15 protein-coding genes are annotated in these 22,072 nt (G+C 41.8%); all 15 read left to right on the top strand.

The annotated features are described in order from the left end of the window. Window positions 1-80: 80 nt before the first annotated feature. The 15 genes from HDE70_RS18375 to sprA all read left to right on the top strand — a co-directional run bounded on the left by HDE70_RS18375 (window position 81) and on the right by sprA (window position 22,040). Window positions 81-1,256, top strand: coding sequence for an amidohydrolase family protein (locus HDE70_RS18375; RefSeq protein ID WP_183891484.1), 1,176 nt, complete (start codon window positions 81-83; stop codon window positions 1,254-1,256). 8 nt (window positions 1,257-1,264) lie between these two features. Next, window positions 1,265-2,206: an NAD(P)H-dependent flavin oxidoreductase gene (locus tag HDE70_RS18370; protein WP_183891483.1), complete on the top strand. Its 942-nt coding sequence runs from the start codon at window positions 1,265-1,267 to the stop codon at window positions 2,204-2,206. A gap of 58 nt (window positions 2,207-2,264) precedes the next feature. Continuing rightward, complete coding sequence (locus tag HDE70_RS18365; RefSeq protein ID WP_068405547.1) at window positions 2,265-2,537, top strand: acylphosphatase; 273 nt, start codon at window positions 2,265-2,267, stop codon at window positions 2,535-2,537. 30 nt (window positions 2,538-2,567) lie between these two features. Beyond that, window positions 2,568-4,070 (top strand): lipopolysaccharide biosynthesis protein, encoded by a 1,503-nt coding sequence (locus HDE70_RS18360; protein ID WP_183870242.1) that lies wholly within the window; start codon window positions 2,568-2,570, stop codon window positions 4,068-4,070. Between the two features lie 66 nt (window positions 4,071-4,136). Beyond that, complete coding sequence (gene dut, locus HDE70_RS18355; RefSeq protein WP_183870241.1) at window positions 4,137-4,568, top strand: dUTP diphosphatase; 432 nt, start codon at window positions 4,137-4,139, stop codon at window positions 4,566-4,568. 10 nt (window positions 4,569-4,578) lie between these two features. Then, on the top strand, window positions 4,579-6,027 hold the full coding sequence (locus tag HDE70_RS18350; RefSeq protein WP_183891482.1) for a tetratricopeptide repeat protein: 1,449 nt from the start codon (window positions 4,579-4,581) through the stop codon (window positions 6,025-6,027). After that, window positions 6,002-6,793 carry a DUF4292 domain-containing protein gene (locus tag HDE70_RS18345; RefSeq protein WP_183891481.1) on the top strand — a complete coding sequence of 264 codons (792 nt, stop codon included), beginning with the start codon at window positions 6,002-6,004 and terminating at the stop codon, window positions 6,791-6,793. The genes HDE70_RS18350 and HDE70_RS18345 overlap by 26 nt, the downstream gene beginning before the upstream one ends. A 22-nt stretch (window positions 6,794-6,815) precedes the next feature. Then, a complete protein-coding gene (locus HDE70_RS18340) occupies window positions 6,816-8,072 on the top strand; it encodes a murein hydrolase activator EnvC family protein (RefSeq protein ID WP_183870238.1) in 1,257 nt (418 codons plus the stop codon). Window positions 8,073-8,205: 133 nt separating this feature from the next. Beyond that, entirely contained in the window at window positions 8,206-8,643 is a 438-nt protein-coding gene (locus tag HDE70_RS27345; protein ID WP_260161251.1) for a twin-arginine translocase TatA/TatE family subunit, read from the top strand. Window positions 8,644-8,653: 10 nt separating this feature from the next. Next, window positions 8,654-8,851 carry a twin-arginine translocase TatA/TatE family subunit gene (locus HDE70_RS18330; RefSeq protein ID WP_183870237.1) on the top strand — a complete coding sequence of 66 codons (198 nt, stop codon included), beginning with the start codon at window positions 8,654-8,656 and terminating at the stop codon, window positions 8,849-8,851. 39 nt (window positions 8,852-8,890) lie between these two features. Then, window positions 8,891-10,321 (top strand): Asp-tRNA(Asn)/Glu-tRNA(Gln) amidotransferase subunit GatA, encoded by a 1,431-nt coding sequence (gene gatA / locus HDE70_RS18325; protein ID WP_183891480.1) that lies wholly within the window; start codon window positions 8,891-8,893, stop codon window positions 10,319-10,321. A 44-nt stretch (window positions 10,322-10,365) separates the two neighbouring features. Further along, window positions 10,366-11,694 (top strand): lytic transglycosylase domain-containing protein, encoded by a 1,329-nt coding sequence (locus HDE70_RS18320; protein WP_183870235.1) that lies wholly within the window; start codon window positions 10,366-10,368, stop codon window positions 11,692-11,694. A gap of 245 nt (window positions 11,695-11,939) precedes the next feature. After that, the gene (locus tag HDE70_RS18315; RefSeq protein ID WP_183870234.1) at window positions 11,940-14,255 is read left to right on the top strand and encodes an NADP-dependent malic enzyme; all 2,316 of its coding nucleotides are present in this window, start codon (window positions 11,940-11,942) and stop codon (window positions 14,253-14,255) included. 6 nt (window positions 14,256-14,261) lie between these two features. Further along, on the top strand, window positions 14,262-14,846 hold the full coding sequence (gene ruvA, locus HDE70_RS18310) for a Holliday junction branch migration protein RuvA (protein ID WP_111633029.1): 585 nt from the start codon (window positions 14,262-14,264) through the stop codon (window positions 14,844-14,846). Window positions 14,847-14,876: 30 nt separating this feature from the next. Then, the gene (gene sprA, locus HDE70_RS18305; RefSeq protein ID WP_183891479.1) at window positions 14,877-22,040 is read left to right on the top strand and encodes a cell surface protein SprA; all 7,164 of its coding nucleotides are present in this window, start codon (window positions 14,877-14,879) and stop codon (window positions 22,038-22,040) included. Window positions 22,041-22,072: the final 32 nt, after the last annotated feature.

Genomic DNA, 22,072 nt, shown 5'->3' with positions numbered 1-22,072 from the left:
TTTGGTTGGTTTGGCTTTTTGAGGTGATAAATTATTTGGTTTTTTTTAGCGTTTGGGCAGAATAACCGTAATTTGTAATTATGAGTTCTTATTTGTCGGCATCATGGGTTTATCCGGTCAGCGCTGAGCCTTTACAGAATGGAATAGTGGCTGTCAGTGATGATGGTACTATTACGGATGTATGGACTGCACAGCAGGGTGAAGCACTAAATATTAAAGGGATAAAGTTTTATGATGGGGTGTTAGTACCGGGATTGGTGAACACGCATTGTCATTTGGAGTTATCGCACCTTGCCGGCAAAATACCTGAGCATACGGGATTACCGGGGTTTGTGCAGCAGGTTATGCAGCAGAGACAGGCTTCGGAGGTGGAGATTGAGGAGGCAATGGAGCTTGCTGATCGGCAGATGTATGTGAATGGTATTGTCGCCACGGGCGATATTTCCAACCAGATTTATTCTAAAGGGGTAAAACTTAAGAGCGGGATTTACTATCATACTTTTGTGGAGGCAATGGGTTTTAATCCGGGCCGGGCTGGTGAGATTATTCAGAAGGCGATTGAGACCAGGGATGGTTTTTTACCTTTGAGAGCCACGATTGTTCCGCATGCGCCTTATTCGGTTTCTGCGGAGTTGTTCGGGGAAATTAAAAAGATCTCGGGAAGTAGTGAGGAATCAGTTTCTATTCATAATCAGGAAACGCTGGATGAGAATTTGTTTTTTGAGTCGAAAGAGGGGCATTTTCTAAAGTTATACGAGTTTTTGGGGTTGGATATTGGTTTTTTTGAGGCCAAAGGAAAGACTTCTTTACAGAGTTATTTGCCGTTTTTATCCGGGGAGGCCAGGACATTACTGGTTCACAATACTTTTACGAGTGAGCAGGATTTGAGGTTTGCGCAAGAGCAGCATCAGCGCCTTTATTGGTGTTTGTGCCCGGGTGCGAATTTATATATTGAGAATAGGTTACCGGATGTTGACTTGTTAAGGGATGCCGGAGTAACGATTACTTTAGGGACGGATAGTTTAGCGAGCAATCATCAGTTGAGTATTTTAGCTGAAATGAAGGTTTTGCAAGAGTTTAAGGAGGTTCCTTTTGAGGAGTTGTTGCAATGGGCTACGCTAAATGGGGCTGATTTTCTGGGGGTTGAAGCGCAATTCGGGAGTTTGGAAAAGGGAAAGAAACCGGGGATAAATTTAATGAAAAATCTACAGGGGGGGCTGATTACAGCCGAAACCTCTATTGAAAGAATTTTATAATATAATATATGTCAAATCGTATTACCTCTTTGTTTAATATTCAGTATCCGATTATTCAGGCGGGCATGGTCTGGTGCAGTGGCTGGAAGCTTGCTGCGGCAGTTTCAAATGCTGGTGGTCTGGGCATCATAGGAGCTGGTTCTATGTATCCTGAGGTTTTAAGGGAACATATCCGGAAAATTAAGCAGGCAACTGTTTTTCCTTTTGCAGTGAATGTGCCCATGATTTATCCAAATGTGGAAGAGATTATGCAAATTCTAGTTGAGGAGGGGGTAAAAATTGTTTTTACCTCGGCAGGCAATCCAGCAGTATGGACAGGTTTTTTGAAATCGGCACAAATGACGGTAGTGCATGTGGTTGCCAATACAAAGTTTGCTTTGAAGGCAGAAGCCTGTGGAGTGGATGCGGTGGTTGCGGAAGGGTTTGAAGCGGGTGGACACAATGGTAGGGAAGAAACGACAACGATGTGTTTGATTCCTATGATTGCTGATGCTGTGAGGATACCGGTTATTGCAGCAGGAGGGATTTCTTCGGGGCGCAGTATGTTAGCAGCTATGGCTTTAGGGGCAGATGGGGTGCAGGTAGGTTCTGCTTTTGCGGTTGCGCAGGAGTCTTCTGCGCATGTTTCTTTTAAGGAGCGGATCGTCGGAGCCGTGGAAGGGGATACCAAATTGAGGTTGCAGAAACTGGTTCCGGTCAGATTACTGAAGAATCCTTTTGAGTCAGTCATCGCATCGGCGGAAGCTGAGGGTGCGGATGCGGAAACATTAAAGGGCTTGTTAGGACGGGCAAGAGCAAAATTAGGTATGTTTGAGGGCAATTTAGAAGAAGGCGAATTAGAGATTGGCCAGGTTTCGGCATTATTGAAGGAGATCAGACCTGCTGCGGTTATTTTGGAGGAGATATGGCAGGGGTTTTTGAAAGAGAAAGACAGGGTTAGTCAGTTTTAAGCTGATGATAAGAAAAAGATAGGACAAAAAGATAAGACAGTACAATAGATAAATATAGATGAAGCAAATCATAATCAGGATAACAGGAACAGTGCAGGGGGTAGGGTTCAGATATACCACAAAAGTAGTCGCAGACCAGATGGGTGTGCGCGGAATTATCAAAAATGAAAAGGACGGAAGCCTGTATATTGAGGCGGAAGGGGATGATACTTTGCTGGATATTTTTGAGGAATGGTGCAATGAAGGGCCGGACCGTGCCAAGATAGAGAAGGTAGAGATCACACCGGGGGAACTGAAAAACTATCGTAATTTTGAGATCATTAAGAAATAAGTCCGCTTTATTACCCGTTAATCAGATCAGGTGTCAGTTTTAAAGAAGTTTTTAGGTCAGACTGCGGTCTATGGTGTGAGTACCATACTCTCCAGACTGCTCAATTTTATATTAACCCCAATTTATGTCAGGGCATATCTGCCCGGCACATTTGGTATTTTGACCAAACTTTTCAGCTATGCATCGCTGATCAATGCGGTACTCGCTTTCGGAATGGAAAGTACTTATTTCAGATACCTCAATAAGCATGAGGACAAAAAGGATGCGGTATACAATAATTCCTTTATTTGTATAGCCTTTATTGCAGGGATATTTCTGATTACAGGTTCTGTTTTTGCCGATTCAATCGCCTCCTGGATCAATAATGGAGAGCAGGCCCAGGTATTGGACTATCAAAGATATGTGAAGTATTTTGTCGGGATCTTGTTTGTAGATGCGATCTGCGTGATCCCTTTCGCCAAAATCCGTGCTGATAATAAAGCATTCAGATATAGTGTGATCAAATTCCTGAATATTGGAAGTTTTGTCGGACTCAACCTGTTCTTTATTTTTGTGATCCCTTTGATTATTAAGCATAACTGGCCACTGGCCTCGTGGTTTGAGAGCTGGTATCATTATCAATGGGTAGGGTATGTTTTTATTTCCAACCTGGCCGCCAGTATCCTTACATTCTTATTGCTGCTGCCTGAGTTTCTTCAGATCAGGTTTAAGTTTGATAAAGAGATGTTCCTGAAAATGATCTCTTATAGCTGGCCTATTTTAGTAGCCAACTTATCTTTCATTATCAATGAGAACCTGGATAAGATTGTACTGAGTAAGTTGTTACCGAAAGCAGTGGCTGATATTGATGTCGGGATTTATGGCGCGGTTTGTAAAATTGCAATTTTCTTAAGTATTTTTATTACGGCTTTCAGACTGGGAGCGGAACCGTTCTTTTTTAGTCATGCGAAACATGAAAATGCAAGGAAAACCTATGCGACGATTCTGCACTATTTTGTGATTGCACTTTCATTGTTGTTCGTCGCTTTAGTCGCAAATATTGAAATTCTTAAATATTTCATCAAAGGGGACGCGGCGCATACGGCGCAATATTGGTCTGGACTGCCGGCAGTGCCTTACTTGTTGTTTGGTTATGTTTGTCTGGGTATTTATATGAACCTTTCAATCTGGTACAGGTTGTCGGATCAGACGCGTTTTGGCTTGTACCTCTCTGTGGTAGGGGCAATTATTACGATTGTATTTAATTTTATACTGATCCCAAGATATAGTTACATGGGCTCTGCCTGGGTTTCGATGCTGGCTTATTTTGTGATGATGGTCATGTCTTATGTTTTGGGACAGAAATATTATCCGATTCCTTATAAATTAAAACGGATTTTGGCTTACCTGATCGCCTCGGTGGTTATTGTAGTACTGTCTTTCTGGGTATTTAACAGGAATATCTATATTGGGAATGGATTGTTACTGCTGTTTTTAGCAGGGATCGTTTATGTAGAGAAGGATGAGTTAAAGGTGCTTTTAAGCAAGCGGTAACTAAAGGGTAATTAAAATAACAGAAGCCTGTTTAAAAGGGCTTTACTACTAAATAAATAGAATAAGATGAAGATTAATATTATCAACAAATCAGGATTGGCATTGCCTCAATATGAAACAGCTCATGCAGCAGGAATGGACATGAGAGCTTTTGTAACGGAAGAGATCGTAATCAAGCCTATGCAGCGTATATTGGTGCCTACGGGTTTGCATATTGAATTGCCGGTGGGCTATGAAGCGCAGATCCGTCCACGCAGTGGTTTGGCTTATAAGCATGGGATCAGTATCGTAAATTCTCCGGGAACTATTGATGCCGATTATCGCGGAGAGATCAAAGTATTGCTGATCAATCTTTCTGATACTGATTTTGTAGTGAATAATGGAGATAGAATAGCACAGATGGTGATTTCCAAGCATGAAACTATCAGCTGGGAAAGTGCAGAAGAACTAAGTGATACTGCACGTGGTGAAGGTGGTTACGGACATACAGGTAAATAACCTTAAATAAATGAACAGAATCGTTGTTTTATGTGGTATGCTATTCCTGCCCCTGCCGTCAGTTGCCCAGCGCCTGCCTGTTTCGGCCAGGGATAGTATACGCATTAAACAACTTTTTTTTGCAGGTTTGAGCGATAAGCTCAAAGAGAATTATGTAAAGAGCAATGAGAACTTTACGAAAATTACGGCTATTGATGCCGGTAATGCTGCTGCGTGGTATGAGATCGCTTTGCTGAACTTCAGACAGAATAAAATGCCTGAGGCTGAAACAGCCATCGCAACAGCAGTAAATATTGACAAGAATAATCCATGGTACTGGAAGTTAATGGCCGAACTTTACAAGAGTACCGGGAGTATGGATCGCCTGATCCCGGTTTTTGATCAGCTGATCCGCCTTGCCCCAGATCAGCAGAGTTATCAGTTTGATCGTGCCAATGCGATTGCAATCTCCGGTAGAAAGGAAGAGGCTCTGGCCGCCTATGCATTGGTAGAAAAGAAATTTGGCCCCTCAGAGGCGCTCACAAGAGCGCGCCAGCGAATTACAGCAGGGCCACAGGAGATTGTTGCGCCTGTAAATGCAACCGAGGCGATGGCAGCAGCAACGCTGTTCCTCTCTCAAAAGAAATTTATGGCAGCTTCTAAAGTATTGGAAAATATTGCCAGTACGCATCAGGATGACCCATTGTTCCTTGCACTTTATGGAGACGTTTTATACGAAACCGGGAATCTCCCGGCTGCATTGGAGCACTATAAAAAAGCATTGAAATTAACGGATCAGTTGTATGGGGTTTGGGAGAAAGTCCTCAATATCTCTATTCTGATGGGACAATACAAACAGATGATCGGTTATGGAGAAGCTGCTTTAGCGGTTTATCCTAATCAGGCTATTTTATATTATTATATGGCCTTCGCACTGCATCGGGAAGAACAGAATAAAGAGGCATTGACACATATCAAATCTGCGATGATGCTGGATGGGGAAAATAAAGAGCTTCAGGCACTGATTTCCGCATTGCAGGCAGAGATCTTAATTGATCAGGGCAAAGTGGCTGCGGCAGATCAGGCTTTTGAGAAAGCTGTAGGACTGGATCCGCAAAATTTCCTGATTATGAACAATTATGCGTATTACCTGGCGTTAAGGAATGAGAACCTGGATAAGGCCGAGGCACTGATCACGGTTGCGGCCAAAGCGTTGCCCCGGGATGCTTCTGTAGCGGATACTTATGCGCTTATTTTGCTGAAGAAAGGGAAATATGAGCTGGCTAAGGTATGGATAGAGAAATCTTTGCAGAACAATGAAGCTGAAAACAGCGTTTATCTGGAGCATTACGGCGATATTTTATTCCATACGGGATCTCCGGATGAGGCCTTGGTGCAATGGAAAAAATCATGGGATGCAGGCAATGATTCGCCGCTTTTAAAACGAAAAATAAATGAGAAAAAGTACCTTACGAAATAGTCTGCTGGTTCTTTTGCTGTTCAGCACTGCAATAGCCTGCAAGACCAAAAAAGCAATTGTTAAAACTCCGGATGTAGCTGTTGTGCCTGTGGCTAACCACAAGAAAGCGGAAAACCTGGTACTGCTCAAAGCAAAGGATATTCCTTTCAATACACTTTCCATGAAAGGGAAAGTAAGTTTGGACATGAACGGGAATGTCAACAATGTGAATATCACTATCAGGATTCAGAAGGATCAGAAAATATGGGCGAGTGTAACCGCTATTGCGGGAATTGAAGTCGCCAGGGCATTGATTACACCGGATAGCGTTCTTTTACGGAACAATTTACAGTCACTGGCCGTTAAAAAGCCTTTTAGTTATTTGAACAGTTTTACCAATAAACAGGTTACTTTCAAGATGCTGCAAGCCATTCTGACGGGAAATACGATTGCTGAATTTACGAATGATCAGGCCGAGCTGAATTCGGATGCAGGTGTGTTTACAGCTAGTGGAACGCAAGGGGAACTGGCCTTCAGGGTCTTGTTTAATACGCTGCTGAAAACGGGTGAGCTGAATATGAACGAGGTGAGGGCAGCAAAAGCGCTAAAGGTTGTTTATTCGGATTATCAGCAGGTAACGGACGCTTTGTTTCCTTCGGTAATTAAAATCAATTCTCTGTCAGGGACTAAGAAAACCAATCTGGCATTTGACTTTTCAAAAATAGAACGCAATGTTCAACTGGATTATCCGTTCAGTCTTCCTAAAAGGTTTGAGATAATAAACTAATTTTTTTTATACTTTTGATGCAATGAAGCTACACAAATTACTTTTATTTCTTCTTTTTATCGCGTTTGCGCCGACGGCCTTTGCCCAGAGCAGCTCTCAGTTAAAGCGGAAGAAAGAAGCCATCCAGCGTGAGATTGAACTTTTACAGAAAAACCTGAATAAGGCAGCTCAGGGTAAGAAGCTTACTTTAAGTGAGATACGTGCGTTAAGTACGAAAATTAGCTTGATGCAGAGTAAAATCACGGTCATCAACTCAGAAATAAAAAATCTGGACAATGAGATCCATGAGAATAAAAACACCGTACATTCATTGCAGGGTCAGCTGGCACAGCTTAAAAAAGAATATGCCGGAATGATCAGGTTTGCACAGCGCAATAGAAATTCATACGATAAGATGATGTTTATTTTTGCTGCACGTGATTTTAACCAGGCTTATAAAAGAATAAAATATTTACAGCAATTTGGTCAGTACCGTAAAAAACAGGCTGACTATATTCAGGGAACCGAAAAGAACCTGAACTATAAGATTGTAGTACTGGATAAAAGCTTAAAGGCGAAAAGCAGTTTATTAAAAGAGCAGGAAACTGAGCAGGGTAAACTGGCGAAGAATAAAAATGAACAGGCTACGGTATTGAACCAGTTCAGTAAACAGGAAAAACAATTTGGCCGGGATATAGCCAAAAGAAAGAAACAACAGGCTGCAATTGACCGCGAGATCAGAAATGCGATTAACAGGGAAATTGCTTTAGCCAGAAAAAGAGCGGAAGAAGAAGCAAGGATTGCAGCAGCGAGAGCAAAAGCGGAAAGTAAACCTGCTCCGGCAGAGAAACCAAAACCAAAAAGTGGTAACTACCTGACGGCAACGCCGGAAGCAGCAAGGTTATCTGCGGGATTTGAAACCAACAGAGGACGTTTACCATGGCCGGTGGCTTCGGGATCGATCACTGAAGGGTTTGGAAGACATACAGAAGGTCAGGCTGGATATACCAACGATGGGGTAAACATCATGACCAGTGAAGGCGCTACGGTTCGTGCGGTATTTGGTGGAGAAGTGTTATTTGTAACGGTAATACAGGGGATTTATGTAGTTGCAATACGCCATGGGGAGTATTTCACGATTTATCAGAATCTGAAATCACCAAGTGTATCTAAAGGAGAGAAAGTAGAAACCCGCCAGAGTATTGGTACGGTGGCCACAACTTCTGACGGAGCGGTACTGCATTTTGAAATTATGAGGGGACAGTCAAAACTGAATCCTGAAGCATGGATTGCTAAATAAATTAACGGGACATTTTGCAGCAGATCCCTAGTGTATCAGTTTAATGACATTAGAAAGCCATTAGAACTGTAAGAAAATACAAAAGGTGCGCACGAAAAATGTTTATATTTGTTAGTCTAATAATTTAATTGATATGTATACTGGAGTAGTATTAGAATTTTTAAATATGGGTGGAAGCGAAATCATGCTTATCCTGGCCGTAGTACTGTTGTTGTTCGGAGGTAAAAAATTACCTGAACTTGCAAGAGGATTAGGAAAAGGGATCAGAGATTTTAAAGATGCCTCAGAAGGAGTAAAACGCGAAATTCACCGCAATATCAATGCGATGGATATCGATGATGAGATCAAAGCAACAGATGCTGCTTACCCGGCAACTGGTACAGCTGCGTATGATGCAAATAATGCAGTTCATGTTGATCCGTCAGCACCAACAGCAACAGTTGCGGAAACACCTGTAGTAACAGCAGCAGAAACACACGTAACACCAGCTGCTGAAACACATGAAGCAGTACATGCAACAGCAACACCTGCTGCGGAAGCACCATCAGAAATAGAAAAAAACAAAATTTAACTCAATAACCATGTTAAACACAACAATATTAGCAGCACTGGGTACACCAGAGATCATTATTATTTTGGTAGTTGTTTTGCTGCTTTTTGGCGGTAAAAAAATTCCTGAACTGATGCGTGGACTTGGTAAAGGCGTTAAAGAATTCAAAGACGGTAAAGACGGAGCAGACGAACATGTTGATCCTAACAACACCCATAAACCACAATAGGTTTAGCAGAATTTTTAATCTTTATAGACCTTAGTATAATTGAAGAAGTATAACTCTCTATCAGAGATACAAGCACTTATTGCGCAAAAAAAGCTTGATCTCCCTGATTTACTCGACTATTATTTTACACAGATAGCAACACAGCAACACCTCAATGTATTCAATGAGGTGTTTGTCGATTCTGCGAAAAAACAAGCAGTCAGCGTTCAGCAAAAAATAGACAATGGTACTGCCGGGAAGCTGGCAGGCATGGTGATTGGTATCAAGGATAATATCCTGTATAAAGACCATATCACAACTGCTTCTTCAAAAATGCTCGAAGGATTTATTTCTCCTTATTCTTCTACGGTCGTTACCCGGTTGATTCAGGAAGATGCAATTATCATCGGCAGAACAAACTGTGATGAATTTGCCATGGGAGGTTCTAATGAAACATCTTATTACGGCACAGTACGGAATGCCGCAGATACGGAAAGAGTAGCCGGTGGTTCCTCGGGAGGGTCTGCTGTAGCTGTACAAGCTGATATGTGTCTGTCTGCGCTGGGTACTGATACGGGTGGTTCAGTCCGTCAGCCGGCTGCGTTTTGCGGTTGCTATGGATTAAAACCAACCTATGGACGTATTTCAAGATATGGGGTAATTGCCTATGCCTCTTCTTTTGATCAGGTAGGCCCGATTACTTCTTCAGTGAGCGATGCGGCCTTACTTTTAGAAGTACTGGCTGGCGCTGATGAAAATGACAGTACCGTATCCCGCTTACCTGTTCCTGATTACCTGGCTGCACTGGATAATGCTTCTCCAAAGAAGATTGCCGTGCTCAAAGAAACCCTGGAAAGTGAAGCGCTTGATCCGGATATCAAAGCCGCCATCCTGCAGGCAATTGAGCAGTTTAAAGCAGATGGACATACCGTTGAGTATGTGTCTTTCGATTTGCTGGACTATCTTGTTCCTGCTTATTATGTTTTAACAGCAGCAGAAGCTTCTTCTAATCTTTCCAGATATGATGGGGTACATTATGGACACCGTAATTTACAGGCAGAAAATCTGAATAGCTTATACAAAAAATCCAGGGCTGAAGGTTTTGGGGAAGAAGTGAAGCGAAGGATTTTACTCGGTACTTTTGTACTGAGTGCAGGTTATTACGATGCTTACTATCAGAAAGCACAGCAGGTAAGACGTTTGATCAGGGACAAAATCGAAGCATTATTGGTTGATTTTGATGTGATCCTGACACCCGTTGCACCTACACCACCCTTTAAAATAGGCGAAAATATACAAGATCCGCTGGTGATGTATATGGCCGATATTTTTACAGTACTGGCTTCATTGACAGGGGTTCCGGCAATAGCTATCCCTCTGGGCAATAATAAGCTGGGTTTACCGTTAAGTCTTCAGTTAATGGGTAAACACTTTGAAGAAGGGGCGTTACTTTCCCTATCCAAAAGTTTTACTTATTTTAGCTCCACCTGAATCATAAACCAAAGATTATAATTGCAGCATTGCAAGGACCGCCTATGAAAAGAAATGTACTTATCCTCTCATTTTGTGTATTAATCCTTGCAGCTTTCAACAGCAGCGCACAACAAAAAATCAATAAGCTGGATTCAATTTCCCCGATCAGCTTCCTTTCTACTACTTATACCGGTGATACAACCGCAGTACCCGAAGTTTTAGAAAACCCGCTATTTTACAATTATAATTTCACGTATAAAAAACGTCTGGATTCTATTCAAAAGCAGATTCCACTGCCATATAATGAATCCGTGCAACGTTATATCGACATCTACAGCTCCAGAAAAGATATGATGGGCAAAATGCTGGGGCTTTCTGAATATTACTTTCCGATTTTTGAAAATGCACTGAAAGCTTATGATGTTCCAATGGAACTTAAGTTTTTACCCATTATAGAATCTTCGATGAATTCACATGCGATTTCCAGAGTTGGGGCAACCGGCTTATGGCAGTTTATGTTTTCTACGGCCAAAGACTATGGGCTGGGCATGGACAACTTTGTGGATGAACGTAAGGACCCTATCCAGGCGAGTTATGCTGCGGCAGCTTATTTTAAAGATGCCTACAAGAACTTAGGAGACTGGTTGCTGGCCATTGCTGCTTACAACTGTGGAACAGGGAATGTAAACAGGGCGATTGCTAAAGCACATTCGAGAGATTTCTGGGCGATCAGACCTTTTTTACCGCAGGAAACACGCAATTATGTGCCCGCTTTTATTGCAGCGATTTATGTGATGAACTGCCCGGATAAACATCAGATTAAAGCGCAGAAATCATTGTTTGCGATTAAAACTGATACCATTCAGGTGAGCCGCTTTGTTTCTCTGACAGAGCTGGCAGAAGCATTGGCAATGGAAGAAGGTGATCTGTGTACTTTAAATCCTTCGTATAAAAAGAAAATCGTTAACGGATCAGAAGATCAGCCCAAAAGAATTATTATACCCAAAGTAAGCCTTGCGAACTTTGCGGAAATTTACGAAGTACTGAACAACCATACGGTAGAAACCAGTACGCGGGTTATCCTGGCCTCCAATGATGACAGGAGACTGCATAAAAAACATAAAGAAGCTGGTCAGAGCAGTGCTCAGGTCAGATACCATAAAGTTGGCGCCGGCCAGAACTTAATTGCAATTGCCAATCAGTATAATGTTGAAGTGCAGGATTTACGCGTATGGAATAACCTGAAGGGAAGTACTATTGTTCCCGGACAACGTTTAATCGTCGCTCAAAAATCAGGTCACGCCCGTGAAACTGAATCCAGATCAGGCAAGAAATACATCTCTTATAAAGCGAAGGGTAAATCCGGATCAAGAATAACAGACAGGTTGTAAAATCGGCCTTGTTCTTTTTGTTCATTTCTGTTTGAAATATCTTTTTACTAAAAGATTTCTCCATATTCGTTTTGTGCATTTTTTTTGAAAATCACTGTTAACCCTATTTAATTTTGCTTTTTATTGGTTTAAATGGCTCGTACGCGAGTTTTAAATCTGCGTTAAATTTATGTAGACCGATGTGTTTTTATTTTAGTGCGTATTAAAAGAATTGTAACTTTGAATCTTTTATCCAAATTAAACGTATGAGCAAAATTAACAGGAAACAAGATGCATTAGATTACCATTCCCAAGGCAGGCCGGGCAAGATCGAAGTTATTCCAACCAAACCGACCAATTCACAAAGAGACTTAGCATTGGCTTATTCACCTGGAGTAGCCGAACCTTGTTTAAAAATTGCTGACAACACAGAAGATGTTTATAAATATACTGCTAAGGGAAACCTGGTGGCCGTAATTAGTAATGGAACAGCTGTTCTTGGATTAGGCAATATCGGGCCAGAAGCCTCCAAACCAGTTATGGAAGGTAAAGGTTTGTTGTTTAAAATATTCGCTGATATTGATGTTTTTGATCTGGAACTCGACACCACTAATGTGGACGATTTTGTGAAGATCGTTAAAGCGCTGGAGCCAACTTTCGGGGGTGTTAACCTGGAAGATATTAAAGCACCAGAATGTTTTGAAATTGAACGCCGCCTCAAAGAGGTGATGAATATTCCGGTGATGCATGACGATCAGCATGGAACAGCAATTATTTCTGCTGCTGCATTGTTGAACGCCTGCGAACTGCAAAGGAAAAAAATAGAGAAGATTAAGATTGTTGTTAACGGTGCGGGTGCAGCTGCTATATCTTGCAGCCGGTTATATATTTCATTAGGGGCTAAAAAAGAAAACCTGGTGATGTGCGACCGGTCAGGCGTGATCCGTGATACACGGGAGAACCTTGACCCTACGAAAGCTGAATTCGCAACTTCAAGAAAGCTGTCTACATTGGCAGAAGCACTGAAAGATGCAGATGTATTTATTGGTTTATCGTCTGCTGACTGTGTAACGGTAGAAATGTTAAAGTCAATGGCACGCAACCCGATTGTCTTTGCTATGGCTAACCCTGATCCGGAAATTGCTTACGAACTGGCGATCAGCTCCCGCAAGGACTTAATTATGGCAACTGGCCGTTCTGATTACCCTAACCAGGTGAATAATGTATTAGGTTTCCCTTATATATTCAGAGGTGCATTAGACGTAAGGGCTACAGGAATCAACGAGCCGATGAAAATTGCGGCGGTACATGCGATTGCTGAACTGGCTAAGAAATCTGTTCCTGAAGCCGTTAATATGGCTTATAACGAAAGAAATATCAAATTTGGCAAGGAGTATATCATTCCAAAACCAATGGACTCCCGTTTAATTACCAATGTTTCTATGGCAGTCGCAAAAGCGGCGATAGACTCTGGCATTGCCCGTAAAATTATTACGGACTGGGATGCTTATGCAGATGAACTAAAACAAAGAATTGGCGGGGATGATGCGATTATGCGTGCCATCACCAATAAAGCTAAATCTGATCCTAAACGTGTCGTTTTTGCAGAGGCTGATAATTATAAGATTTTAAAGGCTGCTCAAATTGTGAAGGATGAAAACATCGCTATTCCTATTTTACTCGGAAATAAAGAGGTGATTCAGCAGATTATCGCAGAAACGGCACTGGATCTGGAAGGGGTATTGATTATCGATCCTCTTGAAGATGCTGAACGCATGGCGCGGTATTCAGAATCACTTTATCAGAAAAGACAGCGTAAAGGGGTGACGCTTTTTGAAGCGACTAAATTAATGCGGAACAGGAATTATTTTGGTTCTTCGATGGTAGAATTTGGAGAGGCTGATGCAATGATTTCCGGACTGACCAGAAACTACGCTTCTACTATCAAACCTGCCTTACAGATTATAGGAACGGCAGAAGGGGTGAACAGAGTTGCAGGGATGTATATGATGATGACCAAAAAAGGGCCTGTTTTCTTTGGCGACACTACTGTAAATGTAAATCCGACGGTACAGGAACTGGTCGATCTGACCTTATTATTGGAGCGTGCGGTAGCTAAATTTAATATACAACCAAGGATTGCTTTACTTTCTTATTCTAACTTTGGTTCGAATGACGGTGAAGTTCCTCAAAAAGTTAGACAGGCGGTAAAAATATTACACGATAAGCATCCTGAGATTCTAGTAGATGGAGAAATGCAGGCTAATTTTGCAATTAGCAATTCTTTGTTAAAAGATAACTTTCCTTTTAGTAGATTAGCGGAAAGCCCGGCAAATACGCTCATCTTCCCAAATTTAGAGTCGGGGAATATTGCTTATAAATTGTTGCAGGAATTAGGTGAAACAGAGGCTGTAGGCCCAATATTATTAGGATTAAAGAAGCCTGTACATATCGTACAGCTCGGAAGTTCGGTGCGCGAAATTGTGAATATGGTAACGATCGCGGTATTGGATGTACAAGGTAAACAAGCGGGCGAAAAGCCTAAAAGAACAGGATTATTAAAAAAAACGAGTAAAGTATAAAATATTATGTTTGATTATATTGATGGCAGATTGACGTTTAAATGTCCTGCTTATATTGTGGTAGAGGCGGGTGGTATTGGATATCACATCAATATATCATTGAATACCTATAGCAGTTTAGGAACTGCCGAGCGTTGTAAAATCTATGTATGGCTGCATGTGAAAGAGGACGCACATACCTTATACGGATTTATTGACGAAGGAGAACGCCGGTTATTTTTACACCTGATTTCAGTGTCTGGTATCGGGCCGAATACCGGGCGGATGATGCTCTCTTCGATTACGCCGGCCGAGATTCAAACTGCTATAGTCAACGCTGATTTACCTTTGATACAACGTATCAAAGGTATCGGTGCTAAAGGTGCACAGCGTATAGTTTTAGAGCTACAGGATAAATTAAAAAAAGAAGGTACCGGGTCGTTAATTGCCGCTCCTTTAAATCATACGGTCAGAGAAGAGGCATTATCAGCATTAACGATGCTTGGATTTGCAAAAGCGCCAGCGGAGAAAGCAATAGATAATGCAATCAAAAATGGCGGACTGGATTTAACTGTTGAACAGATGATTAAAATAGCTTTAAAGAACTTATAACAAAAAATACCTACAATAAATTTCGAGCCTTTGAGAAACACTTTTACTTTAATCATTTTATTGATTTTCTCCTTTTGGGGACAACAAGCTTTCTCGCAGATAAATCCGGAGGACCGTTATCAGGACACCACCAGAAACAACTTTGGGCTGAAAGAAAAACAACGTCTGGGTATCCGTCAGCCATTTAATTCATTTACACCGCAGCCAGATAATATCAAAAGAGAGGTAGAGTTTGATGCGGCCAATAAACGTTATATCATCAGGGAAAGAATAGGGGGCAGATTTTATGGCCCACCTCAATACCTGACTATAGAGGAATACCAGCGCCTGGTTAATTCTGAAATGAAAAGAGATAACTGGCGCACAATTTCCAATGCAGAAACAGAAGAAATCAGAAGAACAGGTGTTATTCCGAGTCTGACAGTTAATAATCCGGCATTTGAAAAGATATTTGGTGGTAATCAAATTAGTATACAACCACGGGGCGAAGCAGAGCTTACCTTTTTAGGGCGTGTAAACAAGAATGAAAATCCGCTGTTCAATGAGCAGCAGCGTGTTCAAAGTAATTTTGATTTCAACCAGCGGATCCAGATGGACCTGGTTGGTAATATCGGAACAAAGCTGAAGCTGAACATGAACTATAATACCGAAGCGCAATTTGATTTTGAGAATCAGATCAAGCTGGATTATACAGGTGGGGAAGATGATATCATCAAGAAAATAGAGGCGGGTAACGTAAGCTTACCTTTAAGCACCTCGCTGATTACGGGTACACAAGCCCTTTTCGGGATCAAGACCCAATTGCAATTCGGAAGACTGAATGTAACAACTGTATTTACCCAGCAGAAATCACAATCCAGAGAATTGCAAATCAGTAATGGGGCACAGCACAATGATTTCCGGATAACCGGTGATAGTTATGAAGCCAACAAACATTATTTCCTGGCCAAATTCTTCAGGGATAATTACAATAAAGCCATGTCCAATGCACCCAATCTGTTATCGGGTGTAAATATCACAAAGGTGGAGGTCTGGATTACCAATAAAACTGGTAATACACAAGATTCCAGGGACGTTTTAGGTTTAATAGATCTTGGAGAGAACCAGCCGTATTATGCGGGGTTCACAGGCGGGGCTGCTTTTTCACAGGCGCCATCGGGCTTTGCACTTCAGGGGGTAAGACAGTCCAACGATATGTTAACTAAATTACCTGCGGGTGCGAGGTTTACGAATTCAAATGACATAATTTCTTATTTTCAGGCTAATAAAGGGACGGATAACTATGCAAAGTTAACGTACGCCCGTAAGCTTGCAGACCGGGAATATACTTTCCATTCTCAACTGGGATATATCTCACTGAACAATGCCTTGAACTCGGATGAAGTACTGGCTGTAGTTTTCCGCTATACTTACAATGGAGTAGAATACCAGGTCGGTGAATTCTCGACAGATGTACCGTTTGATCCGAATACACCAAAGGTATTATTTGCCAAGTTACTGAAGAATGAAACGACTAAAACCAATCTTCCGACCTGGAAACTGATGATGAAAAACATCTATTCTATAGGTGGTTATCAGATCAGTCCTCAGAACTTTAAACTGGATATCTTCCGTTTGGATAATGATAGTGGTATTGAAAGACCGGTGATGTCTGAAGGGGTAAAAACAATGAACAAATTGTGGATTAACTTAACCGGTCTGGATAGGTTAAATCAGCAGAACGATGCGAAGCCTGATGGAGTGTTTGACTTCGAGGCGGAGGATAAACCCTTCACCAGCACTTCCAGCGGGGTACCACCAACCACAGTCAGCAGTATTGGTACAATCGGTACGAATGGCAATAACGGGATTGCGGCCTTTGCAACAAATATGAGTAAAGGATATATTACGATTGATCCTTTGAACGGACGTATTATATTCCCGGTAATCGAACCTTTTGGTAGAGATCTGGCCGCCCAGTTTAATCCGGGAGAGCAGAATCTGATTGATAAATATACTTATACTGCACTTTACGACTCTACGAAAGTAGTCGCGCAGCAGCTTTTCACTAAACAAAACAGGTATATCATTAAAGGGGGCTATCAGTCTCAGGTGGCTTCAGAATTCAGTCTGAACTCGATCAATGTTCCGGAAGGATCTGTCAAAGTATTTTCTGGTACTATTCCTTTGCAGGAAGGTGTCGATTTTACAGTGGACTACCAGGGTGGAAGGGTAAGTATCATCAATACTGGTGTATTACTTTCTGGCCAGGCGATCAGGATTACGACGGAGAACAATGAGTTGTTTGGTTTACAGCAGCGTTCACTGTTTGGGACCAGGCTGGATTATAAAGTTAATAATAAACTGAATTTGGGGGCGACTTACATGAACCTTTCGGAGAAGCCGCTCACGCCAAAAGTAAATATCGGAGAAGAACCAATTTCGAATACGATCTGGGGAATGGATTTGAATTATAGTACTTCGTCCCGGTTCTTAACGAAAATGGTGGATAAGCTGCCCTTCATTTCTACGAAAGCTCCTTCAAAGTTCTCTTTCTCGGGAGAGTTTGCCCAGCTGGTACCCGGACACCCGAGTGCAATCAATAGTTTAGGGGATAAAGGCGGAACGAGTTACATTGATGACTTTGAGGCTTCGCGTTCGGTTATTGATTTAAAGAGTGCTATTGCGTGGCAGATTTCTGGTACACCACAACTTTTTCAGGAGGCCGGATTAACCAATGATCTTGCTTATGGATACAACAGAGCCAGGCTTGCTTTCTATAATATTGACCCTACATTTTATAACAGGACAGCCTCTAATATTCCTGCAAGTTTAAGGAACAACAAAACGGAGTTGTCCAACCACTACGTCAGGGAAATTATTGAACAGGAGGTTTTCCCTTTCAAGGAAACCCCGACAGGACAGGCCGTTTCTTTGCCAACATTGAACGTGGCTTTTTATCCGAATAAACGCGGGCCTTACAATTATGCACCTACTGGTTTCAATAACAACGGTGATCTGATGAACCCTAAATCGCGCTGGGGCGGGATGTTCAGAAAGATCGAAACGAATGATTTCCAGGCTTTAAATATTGAATATATAGAGCTGTGGGTAATGGACCCGAATATTTACAAGACGAACGGTGCTGGTGGAGATTTATATTTTAACATTGGTAATATCTCTGAAGATATTCTGAAAGATGGCAGAAAGTCATTGGAGAATGGATTGCCGCCAGATGGAGATCCAACTAAGTTCGATGAAACGAATTGGGGAAGAGTACCAAAATTACAGCCGGTAGTTCAGGCGTTTGACAATGATCCGGCTGCACGTAAAGCACAGGATGTTGGTTTGGATGGATTAGGAGATAACGATGAGAAAACCAAGTTTGCCCCTGTATTGAGCCAGATCGTTCCGCAGTTAAGTCCGGCGGCAGCCAGTGAGCTTCAGGGTGACCCGAGTTCAGATAACTACGCTTACTTTAGAGGCCCGCAATTAGACCAGGAAAATGCAGGTATCCTGAAACGTTATGAAAAATACAATGGAACCGATGGGAACTCGAAAACGTCTCAGCAATCTCTGGACGAATTAGGAATCGATAATTCTGCGTCTACTTCTTTGCCGGATGGTGAGGATGTGAACAGGGATAACAATATGACCCAGTCTGATGAGTATTTCCAGTACAAAGTATCCATGCGTAAAGGGGACCTTGAAGTTGGAAAGAACTATGTAACAGATGCAGTGACTTCACAGGTGAAATTAGCCAACGGACAAACGCAACCGGTTACCTGGTATCAGATCCGTATCCCCCTGGCAGATTATCAGCAGAAAGTAGGAAATATCCAGGATTTTAAATCCATCAGGTTCTTCAGGATGTTCCTGACCAACTTTGCAGATACAACGATCTTAAGGTTTGCTAAAATTCAATTGGTAAGAGGGGACTGGAGAAAATATAATGACCAGAATATCGGTACACAGTTAATTACTGACCCGGGATTAAACAATACAGTAACACCGGATAATTCAACAATTGAAGTAGGTACAGTAAATATTGAGGAAAATGGAAAACGTACCCCTATTCCTTATGTAGTGCCGCCGGGAATTCAAAGAGAACTTGATTTCAATAACTATAGAACCAATACAAGATTAAACGAGCAATCTCTTTCTTTTATTGTGCGGAACCTGCGTGATGGTTATGGCCGTGCAACTTTCAAGACTGCATTGAACGATTTCAGGTCTTACAAAAGACTGGAAATGTTTGTCCATCTGGAAGCTATAGGAAATACAGTAGTTAACAATGGTGACCTGAGTGCCTTTATCAGAATCGGAACAGATAACCAGGATAACTATTATGAGTATTCGCAACCTTTGGTGGTTACCCAGCCAAATACAAGTGACCCTTATGCGATCTGGCCGGATGCCAATAAGATGGATATTCAGTTGTCGCTTTTCCAGGATATTAAACTGGCACGTAACCGGGCTACTATGCCTAACGGGGCAATGTGGGATATTACCAAACCTTTCTCTTATGTAGTAGATGGTAAAACAATAACGATTAAAGGACAGCCTGATATGAGCCAGGTCAAGGTTTATATGCTTGGGGTAAAAAATCCATTGAAGCTGGCTTCGGATCCGCGTGCAGATGACGGGTTGGAAAAAAGCGGACAAATCTGGTTCAATGAGCTCCGGTTAACTGAATTTGATGAACGTGGCGGATGGGCAGCGGCGGCGAGAATGAATGCGCAGCTGGCTGATTTTGCGGAAGTCAATGTTTCGGGAAGTAAGTCAACTATTGGTTTTGGTTCTATTGACAAAAGGGTGAGCGAAAGAAACAGGTCTGACAATACTTCTTTTGATATTTCGTCCAATATGGAATTAGGTAAATTTTTCCCTAAGAAATCGGGAATTAAGATTCCAACTTATATCAGTTATTCCAAGCAGGTGAGTACGCCTCAGTATGATCCGAAAATGCCGGATATTGAGTTGAAGACTTCCCTGAAAGGGGCGTCTGCTGAAGAGCGGAAAATTATCCTGGATTATTCACAGGATTATACCACGCGTAATAGTATTAACTTTACGAATGTTCACAAAGAACGGACGGATCTGACCAAAGCGCCTAAGCTTTGGGATGTAGAAAACTTTAGTGGGACCTATTCTTTTACTAAAATCCTGCACCACGATTTTATCAATCAGAGTTCAATACAGAAAACCTATTTCGGTTCCCTTGCTTACAATTATTCAGGACAGTCAAAGAACTACAGACCATTTGATAAGCTGATCAAGTCGAATTTACTGACGATATTAAAGGATATTAACATCAGTCCGATGCCAACATCGATCAATTTCAGGATTGATGTGAACCGTTATTATTCAGAGAACAGCTTGCGGAACAATGATCCGGGAAATTCAATACCGATCAATACGACTTTCAATAAAAATTTCCTGATTACCAGGGTATACGCAATTTCATGGAACCTGACCAAGTCGCTGACACTCGATTTTGATGCGACAAATTATTCCATCATTGATGAACCAGACGGCAGAATTAATGGGCTGAAGCGTGATACGGTGTGGCAAAACCTGCTTAGACTTGGCCGTACTACCGACTATAGCCATAACATGAATATTACCTATGCTGTGCCGATTAACAAGATCCCTGGTCTGGACTGGATTAATGTGGCGACAAGATATGGGACTAACTTTACCTGGAATACAGAACCGCTTTCTACGCTGAGAGATCCGCTGATTAACCTGGGGAATACGATTCAGAATGCAAGGACAATTCAGATCAATCCAACTTTTAACTTTACGAGTTTATACAATAAGATTGGTTTGTTAAAGCGTTCAAAGAGTGATGATGGAGGGCCTGGAATCCTGTTAGGTTTGTTAACGAGTATTAAGAATATTAATGCGGCTTATACGCAGACTAAAGGGATATTCCTGCCTGGTTATACGCCAACAACAGATTATTTTGGAATTGATAAATTCTCCGGTGCACCGGGCTGGGGTTTTGTATTCGGCAGCCAGCGTGACATCCGGGAAATGGCGATAAAAAATAACTGGATTACACACGATACTTTGCAGACCCAATTGTATATCAATACGATGCGGGAAGATTTAAGTATTACGAGTGTGATTGAGCCTTTCCGTGATTTCAGAATTACGCTGACGGCCAATAAAAACAGGACGATGAATTATTCGAGTAATTTCAGATATGATAATACGAGCCAGGCTTTCCGTAACCTGAGTCCATCTACTACTGGTGATTACAGCATTTCATTTATCAGCCTTGGAACTGCATTTTCTGAAAATCCAGGAAGTACTGTTTCCAAACTGTTCAATCAGTTTATGGCAAACAGGTCAACGATCTCGCAGCGTTTAGGTGCGGTAAATATTAATTCTCGTGGTGTATCCTCAGGCTTTGCTGATGGCTATGATAAGAATTCACAGGATGTATTGATTGCTGCATTTATGGCTGCTTATACTGGTCAGGATGCTTCGAAGGTAAGTTTGAATTCTTTCCCTAAAATACCTTTGCCAAACTGGCGCGTTAATTATGGCGGGTTAACGCGGTGGGACTTTTTGGGTGACTACTTCAAGTCGATTGATCTGAGACATTCTTACCGCTCAATTTACAGTGTGAATGGATTTAATACACTGGCGCGTTATCAGGAAACTGACGGGTATGTGAGCAGCAGGGATGACAACCAGAATTTCCTTCCTTTTTATCAGTTTTCACAGGTGACGATTGCAGAGCAGTTTGCGCCGCTGATTGGAATTGATACGCGTTTGAAAAACAACCTGACTGCTAATTTTGAGATCGGGAGAACGCGTTTGCTGGGGTTAAGTTTAGCGAATACGCAGCTGTCACAATTGTCAGAGAACAACATGGTGTTTGGTTTAGGTTACCGGACTACTAAATTCAGGTTCCCTTTTGGATTGTTCAAACAGATGAAGATGGATAACAACATGGATTTCAAACTGGATGTTTCTATCCGGGATAACAAAACTGTGATTTACAGGGCGGATGTGTCGACGGCAGAGATTTCTTCGGGTGCTAAAAACATTACTTACCGGCCGAGTATTGACTACATCCTGAATCAGCGTTTTAATATTAAGCTTTTCTATGATTCGAATATTACCAAGCCATATACTTCGCAATCGTTTAATACTTCATTCAGCAATTTTGGATTTAGTTTGAGGATCACACTTAATTAGCAGAACTAACGTTTTGTATAAAGTATATATTA

The organism is Pedobacter cryoconitis (assembly GCF_014200595.1).
In the GTDB taxonomy this organism is placed as follows: domain Bacteria; phylum Bacteroidota; class Bacteroidia; order Sphingobacteriales; family Sphingobacteriaceae; genus Pedobacter; species Pedobacter cryoconitis_C.
This window is presented reverse-complemented; position numbering and strand designations above follow the sequence as displayed.